Annotated in this window: 20 protein-coding genes; 10 read left to right on the top strand and 10 right to left on the bottom strand. The window is 54.4% G+C overall.

The window, feature by feature from the left end; genetic code table 11:
• Positions 1 to 37: 37 nt before the first annotated feature.
• Complete coding sequence (locus AC6I8T_RS12060) at positions 38 to 1,135, bottom strand: glycerol dehydrogenase (protein WP_208724152.1); 1,098 nt, start codon at positions 1,133 to 1,135, stop codon at positions 38 to 40.
• Positions 1,136 to 1,310: 175 nt separating this feature from the next.
• Between AC6I8T_RS12060 and AC6I8T_RS12055 the strand changes: the two genes are divergently transcribed.
• Complete coding sequence (locus tag AC6I8T_RS12055; RefSeq protein ID WP_497833898.1) at positions 1,311 to 1,931, top strand: LysE family translocator; 621 nt, start codon at positions 1,311 to 1,313, stop codon at positions 1,929 to 1,931.
• A 3-nt stretch (positions 1,932 to 1,934) separates the two neighbouring features.
• Here AC6I8T_RS12055 and cmoB read toward each other — a convergent pair whose 3' ends face one another.
• The 3 genes from cmoB to AC6I8T_RS12040 all read right to left on the bottom strand — a co-directional run bounded on the left by cmoB (position 1,935) and on the right by AC6I8T_RS12040 (position 4,542).
• Positions 1,935 to 2,903 carry a tRNA 5-methoxyuridine(34)/uridine 5-oxyacetic acid(34) synthase CmoB gene (gene cmoB / locus AC6I8T_RS12050; protein WP_497833897.1) on the bottom strand — a complete coding sequence of 323 codons (969 nt, stop codon included), beginning with the start codon at positions 2,901 to 2,903 and terminating at the stop codon, positions 1,935 to 1,937.
• Positions 2,900 to 3,628, bottom strand: coding sequence for a carboxy-S-adenosyl-L-methionine synthase CmoA (cmoA, locus tag AC6I8T_RS12045; protein WP_013509473.1), 729 nt, complete (start codon positions 3,626 to 3,628; stop codon positions 2,900 to 2,902). Before cmoA ends, cmoB begins: the two co-directional genes overlap by 4 nt.
• Before the next feature lie 92 nt (positions 3,629 to 3,720).
• Positions 3,721 to 4,542 carry a DUF72 domain-containing protein gene (locus AC6I8T_RS12040; protein WP_208724155.1) on the bottom strand — a complete coding sequence of 274 codons (822 nt, stop codon included), beginning with the start codon at positions 4,540 to 4,542 and terminating at the stop codon, positions 3,721 to 3,723.
• Between the two features lie 224 nt (positions 4,543 to 4,766).
• Here AC6I8T_RS12040 and aspS point away from each other — a divergent pair, with 224 nt between their 5' ends.
• The 6 genes from aspS (at position 4,767) to ruvB (ending at position 10,168) form a co-directional block, all read left to right on the top strand.
• Complete coding sequence (gene aspS, locus AC6I8T_RS12035) at positions 4,767 to 6,548, top strand: aspartate--tRNA ligase (RefSeq protein WP_036624961.1); 1,782 nt, start codon at positions 4,767 to 4,769, stop codon at positions 6,546 to 6,548.
• Positions 6,548 to 6,979 carry a dihydroneopterin triphosphate diphosphatase gene (nudB, locus tag AC6I8T_RS12030; protein WP_021182954.1) on the top strand — a complete coding sequence of 144 codons (432 nt, stop codon included), beginning with the start codon at positions 6,548 to 6,550 and terminating at the stop codon, positions 6,977 to 6,979. Before aspS ends, nudB begins: the two co-directional genes overlap by 1 nt.
• A 161-nt stretch (positions 6,980 to 7,140) precedes the next feature.
• Entirely contained in the window at positions 7,141 to 7,884 is a 744-nt protein-coding gene (locus tag AC6I8T_RS12025) for a YebC/PmpR family DNA-binding transcriptional regulator (protein WP_021182956.1), read from the top strand.
• Between the two features lie 37 nt (positions 7,885 to 7,921).
• Positions 7,922 to 8,449 carry a crossover junction endodeoxyribonuclease RuvC gene (gene ruvC, locus AC6I8T_RS12020; RefSeq protein ID WP_084875399.1) on the top strand — a complete coding sequence of 176 codons (528 nt, stop codon included), beginning with the start codon at positions 7,922 to 7,924 and terminating at the stop codon, positions 8,447 to 8,449.
• A 91-nt stretch (positions 8,450 to 8,540) separates the two neighbouring features.
• A complete protein-coding gene (ruvA, locus tag AC6I8T_RS12015) occupies positions 8,541 to 9,155 on the top strand; it encodes a Holliday junction branch migration protein RuvA (protein WP_013509467.1) in 615 nt (204 codons plus the stop codon).
• Between the two features lie 8 nt (positions 9,156 to 9,163).
• The gene (ruvB, locus tag AC6I8T_RS12010; RefSeq protein ID WP_021182958.1) at positions 9,164 to 10,168 is read left to right on the top strand and encodes a Holliday junction branch migration DNA helicase RuvB; all 1,005 of its coding nucleotides are present in this window, start codon (positions 9,164 to 9,166) and stop codon (positions 10,166 to 10,168) included.
• Positions 10,169 to 10,175: 7 nt separating this feature from the next.
• Here the strand turns inward: ruvB and znuB are convergent, their stop codons facing one another.
• Together znuB and znuC are read right to left on the bottom strand one after the other, a co-directional pair.
• Positions 10,176 to 10,961: a zinc ABC transporter permease subunit ZnuB gene (znuB, locus tag AC6I8T_RS12005; RefSeq protein WP_497833896.1), complete on the bottom strand. Its 786-nt coding sequence runs from the start codon at positions 10,959 to 10,961 to the stop codon at positions 10,176 to 10,178.
• The gene (gene znuC / locus AC6I8T_RS12000; RefSeq protein WP_036624966.1) at positions 10,958 to 11,713 is read right to left on the bottom strand and encodes a zinc ABC transporter ATP-binding protein ZnuC; all 756 of its coding nucleotides are present in this window, start codon (positions 11,711 to 11,713) and stop codon (positions 10,958 to 10,960) included. The genes znuB and znuC overlap by 4 nt, the downstream gene beginning before the upstream one ends.
• 77 nt (positions 11,714 to 11,790) lie before the next feature.
• Here znuC and znuA point away from each other — a divergent pair, with 77 nt between their 5' ends.
• The 3 genes from znuA (at position 11,791) to lpxM (ending at position 15,209) form a co-directional block, all read left to right on the top strand.
• A complete protein-coding gene (znuA, locus tag AC6I8T_RS11995; RefSeq protein WP_208724157.1) occupies positions 11,791 to 12,759 on the top strand; it encodes a zinc ABC transporter substrate-binding protein ZnuA in 969 nt (322 codons plus the stop codon).
• 14 nt (positions 12,760 to 12,773) lie between these two features.
• Positions 12,774 to 14,108: a murein DD-endopeptidase MepM gene (gene mepM, locus AC6I8T_RS11990; protein ID WP_208724158.1), complete on the top strand. Its 1,335-nt coding sequence runs from the start codon at positions 12,774 to 12,776 to the stop codon at positions 14,106 to 14,108.
• A 126-nt stretch (positions 14,109 to 14,234) separates the two neighbouring features.
• The gene (lpxM, locus tag AC6I8T_RS11985; RefSeq protein ID WP_208724159.1) at positions 14,235 to 15,209 is read left to right on the top strand and encodes a lauroyl-Kdo(2)-lipid IV(A) myristoyltransferase; all 975 of its coding nucleotides are present in this window, start codon (positions 14,235 to 14,237) and stop codon (positions 15,207 to 15,209) included.
• Positions 15,210 to 15,251: 42 nt separating this feature from the next.
• Here the strand turns inward: lpxM and AC6I8T_RS11980 are convergent, their stop codons facing one another.
• The 4 genes from AC6I8T_RS11980 to AC6I8T_RS11965 all read right to left on the bottom strand — a co-directional run bounded on the left by AC6I8T_RS11980 (position 15,252) and on the right by AC6I8T_RS11965 (position 20,440).
• On the bottom strand, positions 15,252 to 16,190 hold the full coding sequence (locus AC6I8T_RS11980; RefSeq protein WP_021182964.1) for an omptin family outer membrane protease: 939 nt from the start codon (positions 16,188 to 16,190) through the stop codon (positions 15,252 to 15,254).
• A 503-nt stretch (positions 16,191 to 16,693) separates the two neighbouring features.
• A complete protein-coding gene (locus AC6I8T_RS11975) occupies positions 16,694 to 17,926 on the bottom strand; it encodes an MFS transporter (RefSeq protein WP_208724161.1) in 1,233 nt (410 codons plus the stop codon).
• A gap of 86 nt (positions 17,927 to 18,012) precedes the next feature.
• On the bottom strand, positions 18,013 to 19,455 hold the full coding sequence (gene pyk, locus AC6I8T_RS11970) for a pyruvate kinase (protein ID WP_021182967.1): 1,443 nt from the start codon (positions 19,453 to 19,455) through the stop codon (positions 18,013 to 18,015).
• A 106-nt stretch (positions 19,456 to 19,561) separates the two neighbouring features.
• On the bottom strand, positions 19,562 to 20,440 hold the full coding sequence (locus AC6I8T_RS11965) for a MurR/RpiR family transcriptional regulator (RefSeq protein ID WP_200864652.1): 879 nt from the start codon (positions 20,438 to 20,440) through the stop codon (positions 19,562 to 19,564).
• Between the last annotated feature and the right edge of the window lie 270 nt (positions 20,441 to 20,710).

Below are 20,710 nucleotides of genomic sequence, written 5' to 3'. Positions count from 1 at the left end.
CTCGTTAGCGGCGCGTTAAACCGCGCCGCAGGCAGGCTTATTTCACCGTTTTGCTGAACGCATCGACCGCCAAAATGGCGTTAGCAATATCTTCCGGTGAGAGATGTGGATTGAGGTTTTTGAGCGTATCACCGTCACTGTTTGCCAGCGCGCCGACCCGCACCAGATTCTCCCAGCTTTCACTCTCCAGATGCACCTCTTTCAGGGTGGTAGGCATGTTGATCGAGCGATAGAAACGGATATAGCGGGCAATTTCCTCATCCGGGCGTTGCTCCAGCACCATCTGCGTCAGCGTGCCATAAGCCACTTTCTCGCCGTGCGTCAGATGATGGATATCGCCATCGATGGCGGTAAAGCCATTATGAATGGCGTGCGCGCCCGCCAGTCCGGCATTTTCAAAACCCAGGCCAGAGAGCAGGGTATTGGCTTCCACCACCGCTTCCACCGCAGGCGTCACGCGTTTCTCCGACACGGCGGTCCAGGCGCTGAAACCCCAGGTCAGCAGCGTTTCTTCACAGGCGCGGGCGATCGCCAGACCGGCGATAGTGGGATCGCCATTGACCATTGATTTGGCATGTGAACGGAGCACCGCCTGGGCTTCAACCCAGGTGGCAAGACCATCAGCAATACCCGAGGCGAACAGGCGCGCCGGTGCAGCGGCACAGACGGCGGTATCCACCAGTACCAGATCCGGGTTTTTGCTGTAGAAACGATAGCTTTCAAACACGCCGCTGTCGGAGTAGATCACTGAAAGCGCGCTACAAGGCGCATCGGTTGACGCGACCGTCGGGACGATGGCGACCGGCAGCTTCAGTTCATCGGCTACCGCTTTTACCGTATCCAGCGTCTTACCGCCGCCCAGCCCGACAATCACGTTGCTGCCCTGAGACTGTGCCAGTTGCGTCAGACGGTTGATCTCATTGCTGGACGCCTCACCCTTAAACGCCTGGCGGCTGAACTCGACGCTGGCAGCTTTTAAGGTCAGCTGGGTACGCTCGCCAATCAGCTGCCAGACAATATCATCGGCCACCAGAAACGCGTGATGACCCAGCTCGGCGATGTATGACCCCAGTTCATCCAGCACGCCAGCGCCTTGAACATACTTCCGTGGTGAAGAGAAAATAAATTTACTCATAGCCATAACTCCTTTGGGTTAGAAAAGAGACTGGCACCACACTGACACAGAAGCCTGACGGCAATTTAACCTTTGGTGGCAAGTTGAGAATCATTCTCAATTAATCACGGAAGGTAACTATCGTGTTCACGCAGACACAACGTTAAGATGTAGGACAATTCACCGGGAGTCGGCCATGACGTTACTGATTTCATTTCTGTTTGCCATCACCATCCTCACCTTAACACCGGGTTTCGATACGGCGCTGGTGCTGCGTACCGCAGCAGCTCAGGGCTGGCAACGCGCTTCCGCCACCGCGTTTGGCGTGACATTAGGTTGTCTGGCCTGGGGCGTGATGGTGGGGCTGGGGTTGGGTGCGTTACTGCTGGCGTCCGAGATGGCGTATAACCTGCTGAAATGGATCGGGGCGTTATATCTGCTGTGGCTCGGGGTGAAGTTGCTGCTGAATCCGCGCACCCAGGCGCTGGAGGGGCAGCCCAGCGCCACCAAAGAGCAAGGCTTTTTCGCCTGCTTCGTACGCGGTTTACTCGGTAATATGCTGAACCCGAAAGTGGGGGTGTTTTATGTCACTTTTCTGCCGCAGTTTATTCCAGCCGGCGCTTCCGTGCCGTTGTGGTGTACCTTGATGGCGCTGACCCATATGGCGATTGGCCTGGTGTGGAATGCTGTGCTGATTGGCGGTAGCCACTACTTTGCTGCGCATCTGCGCCGTCCGGCGGTGATTAAAGTGATGGACCGACTGACCGGTTGCGTGTTTATCGGGTTCGCCGCGAAGCTGGCGCTGTCGCGGCGTTAAGGCTTACGGTTTGCGGGCTATCAGCACCGCGCGCAGCGGAGCCGGGTAACCTTCTACCGTTTTACTGCTGTCGTGCGGATCCAGGAATTCGGCCAGTGACTCACTGGTCATCCAGTCGGTGCGACGCTGCTCCTCCACCGAGGTGATAGCGTAATCAGCAATGCGCACATCCACAAAGCCACACTTCTCCAGCCAGCTTTTCAGTGCAGCGGCAGACGGAATAAAGTAAACGTTACGCATCTGCGCATAACGTTCACCGGGCACCAGTACCGCGTTCTCATCACCTTCAATCACCAGCGTTTCCAGCACCAACTCCCCCTCGCTGACTAACTGATTTTTCAGTTGCAGCAGATGGTCCAGCGGTGAACGGCGGTGATACAACACGCCCATCGAAAACACGGTATCGAACGCCTGTAGCGCCGGGAGCTGCTCAATGCCGAGCGGCAGCAGATGCGCGCGGCGATCGTCGCCCAACAGTTTACGCACCGCTTCGAACTGACAGAGAAACAACTGCATCGGGTCGATGCCCACCACCAACTGCGCGCCCGCACCGACCATGCGCCACATGTGATAACCGCTACCGCAGCCGACATCCAGCACGGTACGGCCCGCCAGCGGCGAGATATGCGGCAACACACGCTGCCACTTCCAGTCCGAACGCCATTCGGTGTCGATCTCGGTGCCGTACAGGGAAAACGGCCCTTTGCGCCACGGCATCAAATTACGCAGCAGTTTCTCAATCCCGGTGCGCTGACGCTCGGTTAAATCATCCTGCTGGGCACTGACGCTATGGAGTAAATCAAGTTTATGCGGCACCAGCGCCGGAAGGTGTTCAACCGACTTTTCCCAGTTGCGAAAGTGGCCGTGCAAATTTTCACGCTGCCAGGCCGCAACCTGTGCCGGTAACACTTCCAGCCAACTGGCGAGCGGGCCGGTCGCGATTTGTTGATAGAACCTGCCAAAATCAATCATTTCAACGCCACCAGTGAGCCAAAGTTAAAGCACTGGAACCACAACTCTGCGTGACCAAAACCGGCCTGTTTCAGACGGGCCTTATGGGTTTCTACGCTGTCGGTCAACATCACGTTTTCCAGCATGCTGCGCTTTTGACTGATCTCCAGCTCGCTGTAGCCATTGGCCCGCTTAAAGTCGTGATGCATGTTAAACAGCAACTCGCCGACTTCAGCATCTTCAAAGCTGAATTTCTCAGACAGCACCAGCGCGCCGCCCGGGTTCAACCCCTGAGCGATTTTCTCCAGCAGCAGCACGCGTGCATCGGGTTCGAGGAATTGCAACGTAAAGTTCAACACCACCAGGGAAGCGTTTTCGATCGGAATATCGCGGATATCCGCTTCTAACACCTGAACCGGCGTATCGGCACGGAAAGCGTCGATATGACGACGGCAGCGTTCCACCATCGCCGGTGAATTATCGACTGCAATGATCTGGCAACCCGGCACATGGATATTGCGGCGCACCGAAAGCGTCGCCGCACCCAGCGAGCAGCCGAGATCGTAGACCTGGCTGTTGGGCTGGACAAAGCGTTCTGCCAGCATGCCAATCATCGAAATGATGTTGGAATAACCAGGGATCGAGCGCTGAACCATATCAGGAAAGACTTCAGCCACGCGCTCGTCAAAGGTCCAGTCACCCAATTTATTAATGGGCGCGGAAAATAGCGTATCGCGGTCAGACATAATGAAATATCCGGAGAGAAAACGGAAAGGGCGCTATTCTGGCAGAAACTGCCGCAGGCTGCACCCGTTTCCCATGAGTGTAGCCTGCGCGATCAGAACAGGCTCGATTGCTGCGGCCAGACGGGCAGGGCGGGCAGACACGGTTCCAGTTGCTGCAACTGTGGCCACAATGCCTGAATCAGCGGGAAAACCTCGCCCATATCCGGGGTATGGATAAACAGCAGTGGATCGCTCTCCACCTGCCATTCCGCCAGCTTACTCTGCCACGGTTGAAACAGCGGCAGGCTTTCGGTCACGCTATCGCTCCCGATAAAACGGACCATCGGTTGCTGCCCGGTGCGCACTGCATGCGGTGGTACGCGCGGCTTCTTTCTGCGTGCTTCAATGGCGGCGGCAGTTTGCGATTGTGAAGCATGCACCGGGCGGCTATCGAGGATCACCCGATTTACCCCACGCTGTTGCAGGCCGCGATTCAGGGCGCGCTCGGCTTCCCCTTTAGCGAAGAACGCCGCGTGGCGCACTTCCACGCCATAGCTGAAGCGGCGTGGCAGGCTATCCAGAAATTGCCACAGGTCATGCAGCTGTGCCGGAGCAAAGGTGGAGGGCAGTTGTAGCCAATATTGGCCGATGCGGTTGGCTAACGGGTCCAGCAGGCGGAAAAACTCAGCCAGCAAGTCATCGCACTGACGCAGTGCAGCCTGGTGGCTAATGCTGGCGGGAAATTTAAAGCAGAAGCGGAAATCATCGTGGGTCATATCGTACCAGCGCTGGACGACTTCCGGTTTCGGCAGGGCGTAGAGGGTGGTGTTGCCTTCGACACAATCGAATAACTGCGCGTAATCCGCCAGTGTCTCCAGGCCAAATTGTTTCCAGTGTGGATGCTGCCACTGCGGCAAACCAATACGTAGCGTCAAAAATGATCTCCAGGCGGTAAAATCCGCCACAGGTTAACCGGTTTTCGCAACCGTGGGATAACAAGCTGTGACAAAAGCAGATGTTTTGTTGGCTTTGGCGCGGCTCTACTTATCCTGTCTGGCTTTTTCCATTATAATAGCCGCCTTTTTTGCGGCAGCATCTCAGAAGGTTACGCGGCCTGATGTTGTCAGCAGCAGCAGCGGCGAAGTTAAAAGGATACGTTATGCGTACAGAATATTGCGGACAGCTCAATCTGTCTCATGTGGGTCAGCAAGTCACTCTTTGCGGCTGGGTAAACCGCCGTCGCGATCTGGGTAGCCTGATTTTTATCGATATGCGCGATCGTGAAGGCATCGTGCAGGTGTTCTTCGATCCCGATCGCCAGGAGGCTTTCCAGCTGGCGTCTGAGCTGCGTAACGAATTCTGTATTCAGATTACCGGCACCGTGCGTGCGCGTGATGAGAAGAATAAAAACAGCGACATGGCAACCGGCGAGATTGAAATCTTTGCCCACGACCTGAACATCATTAACCGTGCTGAGCCGCTGCCGTTGGACTCCAACCAGGTCAACAGCGAAGAAGCACGCTTAAAATACCGTTACCTTGACCTGCGTCGTCCGGAAATGGCGCAGCGTCTGAAAACTCGCGCGAAAATCACCAGCTTCGTGCGTCGCTTTATGGATAGCGAAGGTTTTCTCGATATCGAAACCCCGATGCTGACCAAAGCCACACCGGAAGGCGCGCGTGATTACCTGGTACCGAGCCGCGTGCATAAAGGTAAATTCTATGCGCTGCCGCAGTCTCCGCAGCTGTTCAAACAGCTGCTGATGATGTCCGGTTTTGACCGTTACTATCAGATCGTCAAATGCTTCCGCGACGAAGACCTGCGCGCTGACCGCCAGCCTGAATTCACCCAGATCGACGTTGAAACCTCCTTCATGACCGCCGAGCAGGTGCGTGAAGTGATGGAACGTCTGATCCGTGAACTGTGGTTGGATATCAAAGGTGTTGATCTCGGTAGCTTCCCGCAGATGACCTTCGCGGAAGCGATGCGTCGTTACGGTTCCGATAAGCCAGACCTGCGCAACCCGATGGAACTGGTAGATGTTGCTGATCTGCTGAAAAACGTTGAGTTCCAGGTGTTCTCTGGCCCGGCGAACGACGTGAAAGGCCGTGTGGCAGCGTTGCGTGTTCCGGGTGGTGCGACCCTGAGCCGTAAACAGATTGATGAATACGGTAAGTTCGTTGAGATCTACGGCGCGAAAGGCCTGGCGTGGATGAAGGTCAACGAGCTGGCGAAAGGCTTCGAAGGGGTTCAAAGCCCGGTTGCGAAGTTCCTGAGTCCTGAGATTGTGGCCGCGATCCTGGAGCGTACCGGTGCGCAGGATGGTGATGTGATCTTCTTTGGTGCTGACCGCGCCAAAGTGGTGTCAGATGCGCTGGGTGCGCTGCGTCTGAAAGTGGGGCGCGACCTGCAAATCACCAATGACAAAGCCTGGGCACCGCTGTGGGTGATCGACTTCCCGATGTTCGAAGCGGATGACGAAGGCGGTCTGGCGGCGATGCACCATCCGTTCACCTCGCCGAAAGAGATGACGGCATCAGAGCTGGCGGCTAACCCGGAGCAGGCAATCGCCAACGCTTACGATATGGTGATCAACGGTTATGAAGTGGGCGGCGGTTCGGTACGTATCCACAATGGCAACATGCAGCAGGCGGTGTTCAGCATTCTCGGCATTGCTGAAGAAGAACAGCGCGAGAAGTTCGGCTTCCTGCTGGATGCACTGAAATATGGTACGCCACCGCATGCGGGTCTGGCTTTCGGTCTGGACCGCGTCACCATGCTGCTGACCGGCACTGACAACATTCGTGATGTTATCGCCTTCCCGAAAACAACTGCGGCGGCCTGTCTGATGACCGAAGCGCCAAGCGAAGCCAATCCGGCCGCGCTGGCGGATCTGGGGATTCAGTTGGCACCGAAGAAAGACAAGCTCGAGAATAAATAATGGGTTATAAGCATCCGGTTTCGGTTCTGGTGGTGATTTTTGCTCAGGACTCGGGCCGGGTGTTGATGCTGCAACGCCGTGATGACGACAGCTTCTGGCAATCGGTCACCGGCAGCCTCGAAGCCGGGGAAACCCCGCTTCAGGCCGCTCAGCGTGAAGTGCAGGAGGAACTGGCGATTGATGTGGTGAATGAACAGCTGGCGCTGGTGGATTGCCACAAACAGATCGAATTTGAGATCTTCCCGCATTATCGCCACCGCTACGCCCCGGGTACCACCCACAACCGCGAGCACTGGTTCAGGTTGGCACTGCCCGCCGAGCGCGAGGTGATCCTCAGCGAACACCTTGCCGCGCGCTGGCTGGCTCCCGCGGATGCAGCAGCCCTGACCAAGTCCTGGAGTAACCGCCAGGCAATTGAAGAATTTATCTGAATGCCAGCCGCCGCGCGTTTTTCCGGCGGCAAATTCTTTAAGATTTTTATTTATTCGATGCGGTTTAACTGCATTGCAGACTTAAACAGACGGGCGTTATCGGCGCAGCGAGGTTGTACACCGCCAGCAAGATAGCCCGTGCAATAGACGAGAGATGAGAAATGGCCGGACATAGTAAATGGGCAAACACCAAGCACCGTAAGGCTGCTCAGGATGCAAAGCGCGGTAAAATCTTCACCAAAATCATTCGTGAGCTGGTCACTGCCGCGAAACTGGGTGGTGGCGATGCCGGTTCTAACCCGCGCCTGCGTGCTGCAATGGACAAAGCCCTGTCCAACAACATGACCCGTGACACCATGAACCGTGCAATCGCGCGTGGCGTGGGTGGTGAAGATGATTCCAACATGGAAACCATCATCTATGAAGGCTACGGGCCGGGTGGTTCAGCGGTCATGGTTGAGTGTCTGAGTGACAACCGTAACCGTACCGTGGGCGAAGTGCGTCATGCCTTCACCAAAACGGGTGGCAACCTCGGCACAGACGGCTCCGTTTCCTACCTGTTCAGCAAAAAAGGCGTGATCTCGTTTGCTCCGGGCCAGGATGAAGATACCCTGATGGAAGCTGCGCTGGAAGCCGGTGCGGAAGATGTCGTGAGCTACGATGATGGTGCGATTGATGTCTTCACCGCCTGGGAACAGTTGGGCGCAGTGCGCGATGCGCTGGAGGCCGCTGGCCTGAAAGCCGATGAAGCTGAAGTCACCATGATCCCATCGACCAAAGCCGATCTGGATGCGGAAACCGCACCAAAACTGCTGCGTCTGATTGATATGCTGGAAGATTGTGACGACGTGCAGGAAGTTTACCATAACGGTGAAATTTCTGATGAGGTGGCGGAAACGCTGTAATGGCGTTTTCTCAACCGCAACCTGCCGGAGGCGCGCTATGGCAATAATTCTCGGGATCGATCCCGGCTCGCGCGTCACCGGTTACGGTGTTATTCGTCAGACCGGCCGCCAGCTCAGTTACCTGGGCAGCGGCTGTATCCGCACCAACGTGACCGACCTGCCTTCCCGTCTCAAACTGATTTACGCTGGCGTCAGCGAAATCATCACCCAATTTTCCCCGGACTTTTTTGCCATCGAACAGGTGTTTATGGCGAAAAACGCGGATTCTGCGCTGAAGCTGGGACAGGCTCGTGGTGCGGCGATTGTTGCCGCGGTGAATCTCGATTTGCCGGTGTTTGAATACGCGGCGCGCCAGGTGAAGCAGACGGTTACCGGCATCGGTAGCGCGGAGAAAAGCCAGGTGCAGCACATGGTGCGAACCTTACTGAAGTTACCGGCGAATCCCCAGGCCGATGCGGCCGATGCGTTGGCGATTGCCATCACTCACTGCCACGTCAGCCAGAATGCCGCACGGATGAGTGACAGCAAACTGGTGCTGACGCGCGGCAGGCTACGATCGGGCTAACGAACACCCCCATCAGGCTGGATATTCATCCAGCCTTTTTTATGTTATAAATAGCCGCCATACGGGTTCATACAAATAAGGAAGCGTTCAGGTGATTGGTCGTCTACGAGGCAATATTCTGGAAAAACAGCCGCCGCTGGTGTTGATTGAGGCGCACGGTGTCGGTTACGAAGTGCATATGCCAATGACCTGCTTCTATGAGCTGCCTGAACTCAATCAGGAAGCCATCATCTTCACCCAGTTCGTGGTGCGTGAAGATGCGCAACTGCTGTTCGGCTTTAACAGCAAGCAGGAGCGAGCGCTATTCCGCGAGCTAATCAAGGTCAACGGCGTGGGGCCAAAACTGGCACTGGCGATCCTCTCCGGCATGTCGGCTCAGCAGTTCGTTACCGCCGTGGAAAAAGAAGAGATTGCGGTGCTGGTGAAACTCCCCGGCGTCGGGAAAAAAACCGCCGAGCGTCTGGTTGTCGAGATGAAAGACCGCTTCAAAGGGATGCATGGCGACCTGTTTGGTGGTGATAACGCCTTTACCCTGACCACGCCATCTGCGGCACCAGAGAACAACGACGCCGAAGCAGAAGCGGTTGCGGCGCTGGTAGCGCTGGGGTATAAACCGCAGGAAGCCAGCCGTATGGTCAGCAAAATTGGCCGACCCGATGCGGATTGTGAAACCCTGATCCGTGAAGCCCTGCGCGCAGCCATTTGAGGTAATGCATGATTGAAGCCGATCGCCTGGTCTCGGCCGGCAGTGTCAACGAAGAAGAGAGTCTTGACCGCGCCATCCGTCCTAAGCTGCTGGCAGAATATGTCGGTCAGCCACAGGTGCGTGAACAGATGGAGATCTTCATCAAGGCTGCGCAGTTGCGCGGTGATGCGCTCGATCATCTGTTAATTTTTGGTCCCCCGGGCCTCGGCAAAACCACGCTGGCAAACATTGTCGCCAATGAAATGGGTGTCAATCTGCGCACCACTTCGGGGCCGGTGCTGGAGAAAGCAGGGGATCTGGCGGCGATGCTGACCAACCTTGAACCGCATGATGTGCTGTTCATCGATGAGATCCATCGGCTGTCACCGGTGGTGGAAGAGGTCCTTTATCCGGCGATGGAAGATTACCAGCTGGATATTATGATTGGCGAAGGCCCGGCTGCGCGCTCGATCAAGCTGGATCTCCCTCCCTTTACCCTGATTGGTGCCACAACGCGTGCGGGTTCATTGACTTCGCCGCTGCGCGATCGCTTTGGCATTGTTCAGCGCCTTGAGTTCTACAACGTGGCTGACCTGCAACATATTGTGGGTCGTAGCGCGGCCTGTCTTGGCCTGACATTAAGTGAGGAAGGCGCGCTGGAAATCGCCCGTCGTTCACGCGGTACACCACGTATTGCGAACCGTCTGCTGCGCCGTGTGCGTGACTTTGCCGAAGTACGCGCCAATGGCAACATGAGTGGAGACGTTTCCGCCAGCGCGCTGGATATGCTGAATGTCGACAGCCAGGGTTTTGACTATATGGATCGTAAGCTGTTGCTGGCGATTATCGATAAGTTTATGGGCGGGCCGGTGGGGCTGGATAACCTGGCTGCTGCCATCGGTGAAGAGCGTGAAACCATTGAGGATGTGATTGAACCCTTCCTGATCCAACAAGGGTTCATTCAACGCACGCCGCGTGGCCGTATGGCAACGCAGCATGCGTATCGTCACTTCGGCATTTCGCGCGAAGAGTAAACCGGCGTCAGGACGCCGGTTTTTTTGCCATGCTGATGATAAACAGCATGGCTGCGCAGAGCACCACCGAAGGACCGGCAGGCGTGTCGTACAACGCTGAAAAGCTTAAACCGCCGGTCACCGCGAGAATACCGATGATTACCGCAAACCCCGCCATCTGCTCAGGCGAACGGGAAAAGCGGCGTGCGGTGGCCGCCGGGATGATCAGCAATGAGGTAATAATCAGCGCACCGACAAATTTCATCGCCACGCCAATGGTCAGCGCGGTGACCAGCATCAACATCAGACGTGTACGTTGAATATTGACACCGTCGACCTGCGCCAGCTCCGGGCTGATAGTCATTGACAGCAAAGAACGCCACTGCCATGCCATCACCGCCAGCACAATCGCCACACCCCCACCCATCATCCACAAATCCTGCGGTGTGACTGCAAGCAGGTCACCGAACAGATACGCCATTAAATCAACGCGAACCCCGGACATCAGGCTGACCACCACCAGGCCCAGCGATAACGCGCTGTGCGCCATAATGCCCAGCAGGGTATCAATGGCCAGATGAGGACGCCGCTCAAGCCACACCAGCCCCAACGCGAGGCAGACCGTGACCACGATCACCGCATAATAGGGGTTAACGTTAAACAGCAGGCCGAATGCCACACCAAGCAGTGACGCGTGCGCCAGGGTGTCACCAAAATAGGACATACGGCGCCAGACGACAAAAGCGCCGAGGGGACCGGCGGCCAGTGCCAGAAACACACCACCCAGCCAGCCGGGTAATAACAGTTCAATCATGACGGGCCGTTTCCTTTGCGCAGAACGATGCGTCCCTGTAAATCGTGACGATGATTATGATGGTGGCGATAGATAGCCAGTTGCTGTGCACCGCGCGGACCAAACATGGCGATGAATTCCGGGTGTTGCGATACCGCCTCCGGGGTGCCGGAACAGCAGATATGATGATTGAGGCACAGCACTTCGTCGGTTTTTGCCATAACCAGATGCAGATCGTGCGAGACCATCAGCACACCGCAGTTAAGCTCGCGGCGCAGTTGGTCAATCAGGTCATACAGCGCGACCTGACCATTCACATCCACCCCTTGTGTCGGTTCATCCAGTACCAGCAATTGCGGGTCACTGAGCAGCGCGCGGGCCAGCAGGACTCGTTGGGTTTCACCACCGGATAATTTCTGCAACGGTGCGTGCAACAGATGGCCCGCCTGCACGCGCTTCAACGCTGGCAGGATGGCATCGGCGCGACTGCCACGCGATAAACGCATAAAGCGTTCGACGCTAATCGGCAGGGTAGGGTCGATATGCAGCTTTTGCGGCACATAACCAATACGTAAATTGGCGTCGCGTTTCACTTCGCCGCTATCGGGCGTCAGCAGACCCAGCACGACGCGCACCAGGGTCGATTTCCCGGCACCGTTAGGGCCAAGTAACGTTAAAATTCTTCCCGGCTCCAGTTTGAGGCTGATACCCGCAAGTACCGGACGCTGAGCGAATTTCACAGAGATGTTTTCGAGCGTAACAAGTGAAGGCATGATATTTACAGGTTGCACAGAATTTCGGATGTTATAATATCACATTCCATCAACTGGTCACGATGGAATGACGCATTATGTTACACATTAAAAAGCGCCTTGCTTTTACCCTTCCTGCGGCAGCAATGGCTGCTTCTTTTGCTCTGCCAGCATCGGCTGCGGTTGTTGCTTCGATTAAACCCATTGGATTCATTGCCGCTGCGATCGCCGATGGCGTCACGCCGGTTGAAGTACTTTTGCCGGATGGTGCGTCTGAGCATGATTATGCACTACGCCCTTCAGATGTAAAACGTATAAAAAACGCGGACTTAGTGGTTTGGGTTGGCCCTGAAATGGAGGCGTTCCTGACTAAATCGGCGGCGCAACTTCCGGCAAATAAAAACCTCGAAATTGCTGATATTGCAGGAGTTAAACCACTTTTGATTCGTGGTATCGATGATGACGAGCACGAACATGATGCAGAGTTGAGTAAGGAATCAGTAAAGTCTGGTCAACAAGACGTGTCTGATGAACATCACCATCACGGTGAGTTTAATATGCATTTGTGGATGTCCCCAGAGATAGCAAGGCAATCAGCGGTTGCAATCCATGGGAAATTATTGGAACTTATGCCGCAAAGCAAGGCCAAACTAGACGCAAACCTGCATCAGTTCGAGGCAGAATTAGCGGATACCGACAAACACATTGGCGCGCAGCTCGCGCCGGTGCGGAATAAGGGTTACTTCGTTTTTCACGACGCTTATAGCTACTTTGAGAAACATTACGGTTTATCACCATTAGGGCATTTTACCGTCAATCCTGAGATCCAACCGGGCGCACAGCGTTTAAATCAGATACGAACACAGTTGGTTGAGCAGAAAGCCACATGCGTTTTCGCTGAACCACAATTCAGGCCAGCAGTCATCGATGCAGTGTCACGGGGAACCAATGTGCGTAAAGGCACCCTGGATCCGTTGGGCATGGGGATCAGCTTAACCAAAGACAGCTACGTGAAATTCCTCTCACAGTTGTCGAGCCAGTATGCAAGCTGCCTGAATGGAGCATAGAGGAATAGGTAAAAGTGCAGCAGATAGCCCGCTCTGTCGCCCTCGCATTTAATAATTTGCCGCGCCCCCACCGCGTTATGCTGGGGTCATTAACTGTTATCACTCTGGCCGTCGCAGTATGGCGGCCCTATGTTTATCATCCCAGTGACGATACGCCGGTTGTTAAAAGCATCACACTGGACAAGTTCGAATCCCCGCATCTGTTGCCGGAAGCCAGTGAGCCGATCGATCAGACCGCGCCTGAGCCGGAACCGGAAGAAGATATTCCTGCGGATGATATCGATAAAGACGTACCGGAAAATCCGAACGTCCATGATTACACCGTATCTTCCGGGGATACCCTGAGTAGCGCGTTGAATCAATACGGTATCGATCTGAGCGACATCAATGCCCTGGTCAGCAGCGACAAAGATCTACGCGGTCTGCGCGTGGGACAGCAGCTGAGCTGGACACTGAATGCCGACGGTCAGTTGCAGACCTTCAGCTGGGAAATGGATCGCCGTGAAACCCGTCGTTATGAGCGCCAGCCGAATGGCAGCTATAAAATGCAGCAGGAGCTGCAAAAGGGTGAATGGCAGAACAGCGTGCTGAAAGGTGAAGTGCGTGGCAGTTTTGCCGCCAGCGCCCGCAGTGCCGGATTAACCAGTGCGGAAACCAGCAATGTGATCAAGGCGTTGCAGTGGCAGATGGATTTCCGCAAGCTGCGTGCTGGCGATCAGTTCAGCGTGCTGATGTCTCGTGAAATGCTGAACGGTAAAAGCGCACAAAGCCAATTGGTCGGTGTTCGTCTGCGAACTGGTGGCAAGGATTACTATGCGTTCCGCGCCGAAGACGGCAAATTCTATGATCGCAATGGTTCTGGTCTGGCGCGTGGTTTTATGCGTTTCCCAACGGTGAAGCAGTTCCGCGTCTCATCCAACTTTAACCCGCGTCGTCTGAATCCGGTCACCGGTCGCATTGCGCCGCACCGTGGTGTCGACTTTGCATTGCCGATTGGCACGCCGGTCCTGGCGGTGGGCGACGGTGAAGTGGTGGTGGCAAAGAATGGCGGTGCCGCTGGTAATTACGTGGCGATTCGACATGGTCGTCAGTATATGACGCGCTACATGCATCTGAGCAAAGTGTTGGTGAAACCGGGCCAGAAAGTGAAACGCGGCGATCGTATCGCCCTCTCCGGTAATACCGGGCGTTCAACCGGCCCACACCTGCACTATGAAATTTGGATCAATAATCAGGCGGTGAATCCGCTGACAGCGAAGCTGCCACGTATGGAAGGTTTGACCGGTAAAGAACGGACCAGCTATCTGGCGGATGTGAAATCGTACCTGCCACAGCTGGCGTTGAAATAACGCTTTATCGCGAGTAGTGAGTAAAAACCGACGGATTCTTCGTCGGTTTTTTGCTATCTGACGCACGAAGATTGCAAAATTAGTCATCGTCACTATTATTGACCGGTCATTGTCAGAGGCGAGTGCATGGAAACCCGTAAAAAAAATAACATTGAGTTTATACCCGTTTTTCAACGTTCTTTTTTAAAGCCGAAATACTGGGGCAATTGGCTGGCGATTGGGGCGCTTGCTGGCATGGCGATGTTGCCTGCTAAAGTTCGCGATCCGGTGCTGGGTGGTCTGGGCAAACTGGCTGGAAAGCTGGCGAAAAGCGCGCGTCGTCGTGCATTGATCAATCTTTATTACTGTCTGCCTGAATTAAGCGAAGCGGAACGCGAAACCATTGTCGACCAGATGTTTGCCACTGCGCCGCAGGCGATGGTGATGATGGCCGAATTAGGCATCCGCGACCCGGCGCGCGTGCGTCAGCGTGTTGACTGGTATGGTCGTGAAATTATCGATCAGTTACAGACCAATAACGAAAACGTTATTTTCCTTGTGCCACACGGCTGGGGTGTTGATATTCCTGCCATGCTGCTGGCGTCTGAAGGTCAGATGATGGCGGCGATGTTCCATAATCAAAGCGATCCACTGATGGATTATGTGTGGAACACCGTGCGTCGCCGTTTCGGTGGCCGCATGCATGCGCGTAACGACGGTATCAAACCCTTTATCAGCTCGGTGCGCCAGGGCTATTGGGGCTATTATCTGCCGGACCAGGATCACGGTGCCGAGCACAGCGAGTTTGTCGATTTCTTTGCCACCTATAAAGCGACATTACCTGCCGTTGGGCGTCTGATGAAGGTGTGTCGTGCGCGCGTGGTGCCGTTGTTTCCGGTGTATAACAGCGAAACGCATCGTCTTGAGGTCTATGTCCGTCCGCCGATGGATGATCTGCTGGATGCCGATGATAAAACCCTGGCGCGGCGTATGAATGAGGAGGTGGAGATTTTTGTCCGTCCTCATCCCGAGCAGTACACCTGGATTCTGAAATTACTGAAGACGCGCAAAGAGGGGGATATTGAACCCTACGTGCGTAAAGATCTTTACCCACGCAAATAACGGAAAAACCTGTCGGGATGTGCTCCCGACAGGTTCATTGCATCAGAAGCGATATTGCAGACCAACAGTAACGGTATAGTTCTTGTTGGAGATACCCGCAGCATCACCGCCATAAGAGGCTGATTCGCCGGTAGGGGTGTAGATCACCTGAGTACCGCCTTTCCCTTCTTCATATTTGCTGTAAGTGAATTCAGCAAACACTTTCGCATTCGCAGTGACGTAGTAACCCGCATCTACTGACGCGCCGTAGTAACGTGAGTTCGATGTTTTCTCACGGAAGGTCAAATCACGCAGATAGTGTTCGTCGTTATCGTGTGCGCGAACCCAATCACTGAATTTGAACTGTGCGTTGAATTCAAAATCGTTGATACGGTACTGGCCCACTAACCCAATGTACGGCATAGAGAAGCGCTGGCTGTAGCCAATGCCTGCCTGACCGTTCGGGAAGTTGCCCTGGAATGCGCCGTTATCGTAATTGTAGGAACCACCGGTCGCGGTCCAGCTGAAACGCGTTTCCTGATAACCTGCGACAGCACCCACTTTGTAATCATCACCCTGCAAGAACCAACCTTTAACATTCAGGTCGTATTCGTTGGCGTAGTTCACGTCTGTGCTGGGGTGTGATGAGTGATCGGTCCAGCTTGACTGGTTAGCGTTCTGCCAGTCGTAGTCATCCATATGGCCAGAACCGGAAGCCAGTGAGGTCCAGCCACGCGCGTTCAGGGTCAGAAAGGAGAAGGCATCCCAGGAGAAATCACCTTTCAGGATCGCCACGTTTTTAATTTTCCAGTCGAGCTGGCTAATTTTACGTGCGTTGCTGGTGTCATAAACCAGTTCTTTCGATTTCCCGCCCAGCATCCCGATAGAGGTTGCAACACTTACGCTATCCGCTGAAAAGTTTGGCATAAATTGCGCAGATTCAGCGTAAGCGCTCCCTGAAAGTGCGGCCATCATCATTACCGCAACAGTAGTTTTTTTCATTTTATATCCCGTGTTGAATTACGTTAATCCTTAAACAGCGGGCACAGCCTAATGCGCAGTAAAGTGTCAGGCAAGTGTAAGTTTTTGGATAAGAAAATGTCAGGTGAGACTTCAGTAAAATTAACTAATAAAATGTGTTTTTGGGACGATAATAACCGATCGCCTGATGAGTAAACGGGCGTAGTTAAATAATTATGTTTATAAGCAGAAGGTTAGATGGTTTTTCGTGCCCGAAGCAGGAAGGACCTTTTTTACCGGGTCTGGCGCGTTAATTTCCGCTGCGAATTAATTGGAGTCGGCCATTGTGCAGTAAATTTTATTTTTATGCACGTCCACGGGCTATTTGAGTTAATGATAAGGTTGGCGATAAAATACACAAAAATAAAGTTCACTGCACTATCATGAAATCTTTTCATCAATTATCTTAAGCGAAATTTTTCGCTGCAAATATGATCAATTTCAGGCGTTGAATAATGTTTGCCAGATACTCAACGCCTGATTAATCACACCTCAGCCAGCTGGCTACGGCGTTTACGTTCACGCAGGAACAGCGTGACCAGGCCAAACCACATCACTCCGCTGATAAAGTTAATCGCGCTGAACCACGGTGTACCCCCGCTGAAATAACCACTTTTTGCCAGCTCGATACCTATCGCCAGGGTAAGAATGCTGATCATCCCGAGCATCGCGGCGATACTGCCTTTCCCTTCGTTGCTGGCATACAGCGTCAGACGGTACAAACCGGCGTTAACCATCCCGGCACCAAAAGCGTACAAACTCAATCCTGCCGTCAGCAGCAGGTAGCTGTGGCTATTGAGCAGGTTCGCCAGCAGCGCAATGCTCAGACCAAGCAAAATTGGCCATGCGGCAAATTTTACCGGTTGCTCAATCGGCACCCGACCGGCCAGCTTACCGAGCGTCAGGTTTCCGGCAATCATCGCGAGGAATACCGGTAATTGCAGCAAGGCATAATGCAGGCGAGATAACCCTTCATCATGCATCAGGATCACCGGGGATAACGCTACCCAGGTCAGGATGGGGATAAAAACCAGACCGATGGCGAAAGAGCCATACATCACCTGGCGGTCACGCGCCAGACGACCATAGCCACGCGCCAGCGTCGGCAGGGCAATGGAATGGCTACGATCACCGGCCGTCTCCGGCATGATGCGCCACAACACCACAAACGCCACGATGCTACAGGCGGCGAATAACCAGAACATGCTGCGCCAGTCGCCAACGCTGAGCCAGGCGGCCCCCGCCAGCGGTCCTGCTAACGGGGCGAGCAGAGCCACATTGGCCATTAACGCCATCATGCGCACGGCAAGCGCTTCAGCGAAAGCCTCCTGTACCGCCGCATAGCTGACCGCGCCGATAAAGCACAGGCTGATCCCCTGAATAAAACGCAGTGCTACGAATTGTTCGATGTTCTGCACCAGCGTGGTCAGCATACAGGCGGCGGCAAAGAACAGGATGCCGAACAGCAATACGGGCCGTCGACCATATTTGTCGGAGAGCGGCCCAAGCAGCCATTGCAACACCACGCCGCCCATCAGGTAAGCCGTCAGTGAGGTCGATACCCATTCCGGGCCGACCTGAAACTCTTGCGTCACCAACAACATACCGGGTTGAATCATGTCGTGGGCGATATAGGTGGCAAACTCGAACAACACCAACGCCAGCGGAAACAGCAGCACGCGCCCGGTGAGTTGAGTTATCGGTTGATAGCGGGCCATCTGGCCTCCTTGACAGAGAAAATAAAACGCGACTGCCGAAGCAGTCGCGTTGTCCATAATGTTACAGCCGCTGTCAGAGGGCGTAATTAATCTACGCGCAGTACACGGCTGGTATTGGTGGTGCCTGTGGTCGCCATGACATCACCCTGGGTGACAATCACCAGGTCGCCTGAAACGAGGAAACCTTTGTCACGCAGCAGGTTAATGGCATCGTGCGCAGCGGCAACACCATCATTGTTGCTGTCAAAGTAAACCGGCGTTACACCGCGGTAAAGCGCAGTCAGGTTCAGAGTGCGTTCATGACGTGACATCGCGAAGATCGGCAGACCGGAGGTGATACGGGAGGTCATCAGCGCGGTACGGCCAGATTCAGTCATGGTGATAATCGCGGTAACGCCTTGCAAATGGTTTGCGGCGTACATGGCAGACATGGCGATGGCTTCTTCAATGTTGTCGAACTGCACTTCAAGACGGTGCTTGGACACATTGACACTTGGGATTTTCTCCGCACCCAGACACACTTTTGCCATCGCAGACACGGTTTCCGCCGGGTACTGACCGGCAGCTGTTTCTGCTGACAGCATTACCGCGTCGGTGCCATCCAACACAGCGTTTGCCACGTCCATAACTTCTGCACGGGTTGGCATCGGGTTGGTAATCATCGACTCCATCATCTGTGTCGCGGTAATGATGGTACGATTCAGCTGACGCGCACGACGAATCAGTGCCTTCTGGATACCGACCAGTTCCGGATCGCCAATTTCCACGCCAAGATCACCGCGCGCCACCATCACAACGTCAGAGGCGAGGATAATGTCATCCATCGCTTCCTGCGTGGCAACCGCTTCAGCACGTTCCACTTTTGCGACCAGTTTGGCATCGCAACCGGCATCACGCGCCAGACGGCGCGCATAGTTCATATCTTCGCCGCAACGCGGGAAAGAGACGGCCAGATAATCTACGCCAATTTTTGCTGCGGTGAGGATATCGGCCTTATCTTTCTCGGTCAGCGCTTCGGCTGACAGGCCACCACCCAGTTTGTTGATGCCTTTATTGTTGGAAAGCGGGCCGCCGACGGTCACCTCGGTGAACACTTTCATGCCCTGAACTTCCAGCACCTTCAACTGCACGCGACCATCGTCCAGCAGCAGAATGTCACCTGGCACCACATCCGCCGGCAGACCTTTATAGTCGATGCCGACTTTCTCTTTGTCGCCTTCACCTTTACCCAGGCTGGCATCCAGCAGGAAACGGTCGCCGACATTGAGGAACACTTTGCCTTCTTTGAAGGTCGAAACACGAATTTTAGGACCCTGTAAATCGCCGAGAATGGCGACATGGCGACCCAGTTTGGCCGCAATCTCACGCACTTTATTTGCGCGTAGCTGGTGATCTTCCGGGGTTCCGTGGGAGAAGTTTAGTCGAACAACGTTCGCACCTGCCGCAATGATTTTTTCGAGGTTGTTATCGCGATCGGTTGCCGGGCCGAGGGTTGTTACGATCTTGGTTCTTCTGAGACGTCTGGACATGAAGGACTCCGTTGACTAAGTATCGTGTCCCTGTCATCTGGACACGTTGTGGTCACTATTCTATATGATCGATGGGCTGTGATTCGACTCACATGTGAATGCGATGTTAATTATTTTGCTGTGCATTGATTTCCTGCTGCACATGCTTCTCCAGGCGCGAATCTCTCAGCGCCTCTTTCACTCGTTTCAGATTTTCGCGAAAAGAGGCGCCACGCTCAAGGGTAAAACCCGTTGCAAGGACATCGACCAGGGTCAATTGTGCCAGGCGGGAAACCATCGGCAGATAGATATCAGTATCTTCCGGGACATCGAGCGTCAGCGCCAGCGTGGCTTCTGCTGCAAGCGGTGAACCGGGAGAGGTGATAGCCAAAACGGTGGAAGCGTTTACACGCGCCAGGCGAGCCAGTTCTATCATATTTTTGGTTCGACCAGTATGTGATATGAGAACAAAAACGTCATTTGGTCCACTATTTATGCAACTCATGCGCTGGATCACAATATCCTCTGACCAGATGACCGGCAGATTAAAACGCAGAAACTTATTGGTGGCATCATGGGCCACGACGGCGGAGGCTCCCAGACCAAAAAATGCAATCTTATTCGCCCGTGTCAGCGCCTTTACCGCCTGATGAATCACCGCCATATCCAGTTGCTGGCTTACGCGACTTAACCCGGCCAACGCCGAATCAAAAATTTTCTGACTGTAGCGCTCGACGCTGTCATTTTCTTCCACACCCCGGCTGACCCAGTTCGGGCCTTTCGCTAAACCTTGTGCCAGTTGCAGTTTAAAATCCGGAAACCCGCGCGTACCCATACGGTGGCAAAAGCGATTCACCGTTGGCTCGCTAACCTGTGCGGCACGCGCAAGCGTAGCGATACTGGAATGCATCGCCTCCTGAGGTGCAGCAAGGATTTGCTCTGCGACTTTTCGTTCCGATTTGCTCAGCGTCGGTAATTGCGCCTTAATCTGTTCCAGCATATTGATAACCCGATGACCACTCACCACTTTTGCCAATTTCATTCCTGGATGAAAGGGCGCTCTGTTCAGAACAATATACCGTGTAAACTGCGGTCGCACGCAGTAGCGGATAAATGTAAACGTGATTTTTTTGTCATACTTTGACGCGCACCAGGTTTTCCCCGACAAATCGCGAAACAGAAAAAAGCGCCGAAAGCGCACGCGACAACACACGTTAGTCGCAAATGGCGTGCAGAGTTATCTGATGCAACACCCCCGTTCGGGTTGTCCTGGAAC

This window comes from Pantoea sp. X-Soil-OKNW-556, from assembly GCF_059730695.1.
Note: the sequence above shows the minus strand (reverse complement) of the source record. Positions and strands in the feature narration are given on the sequence as shown.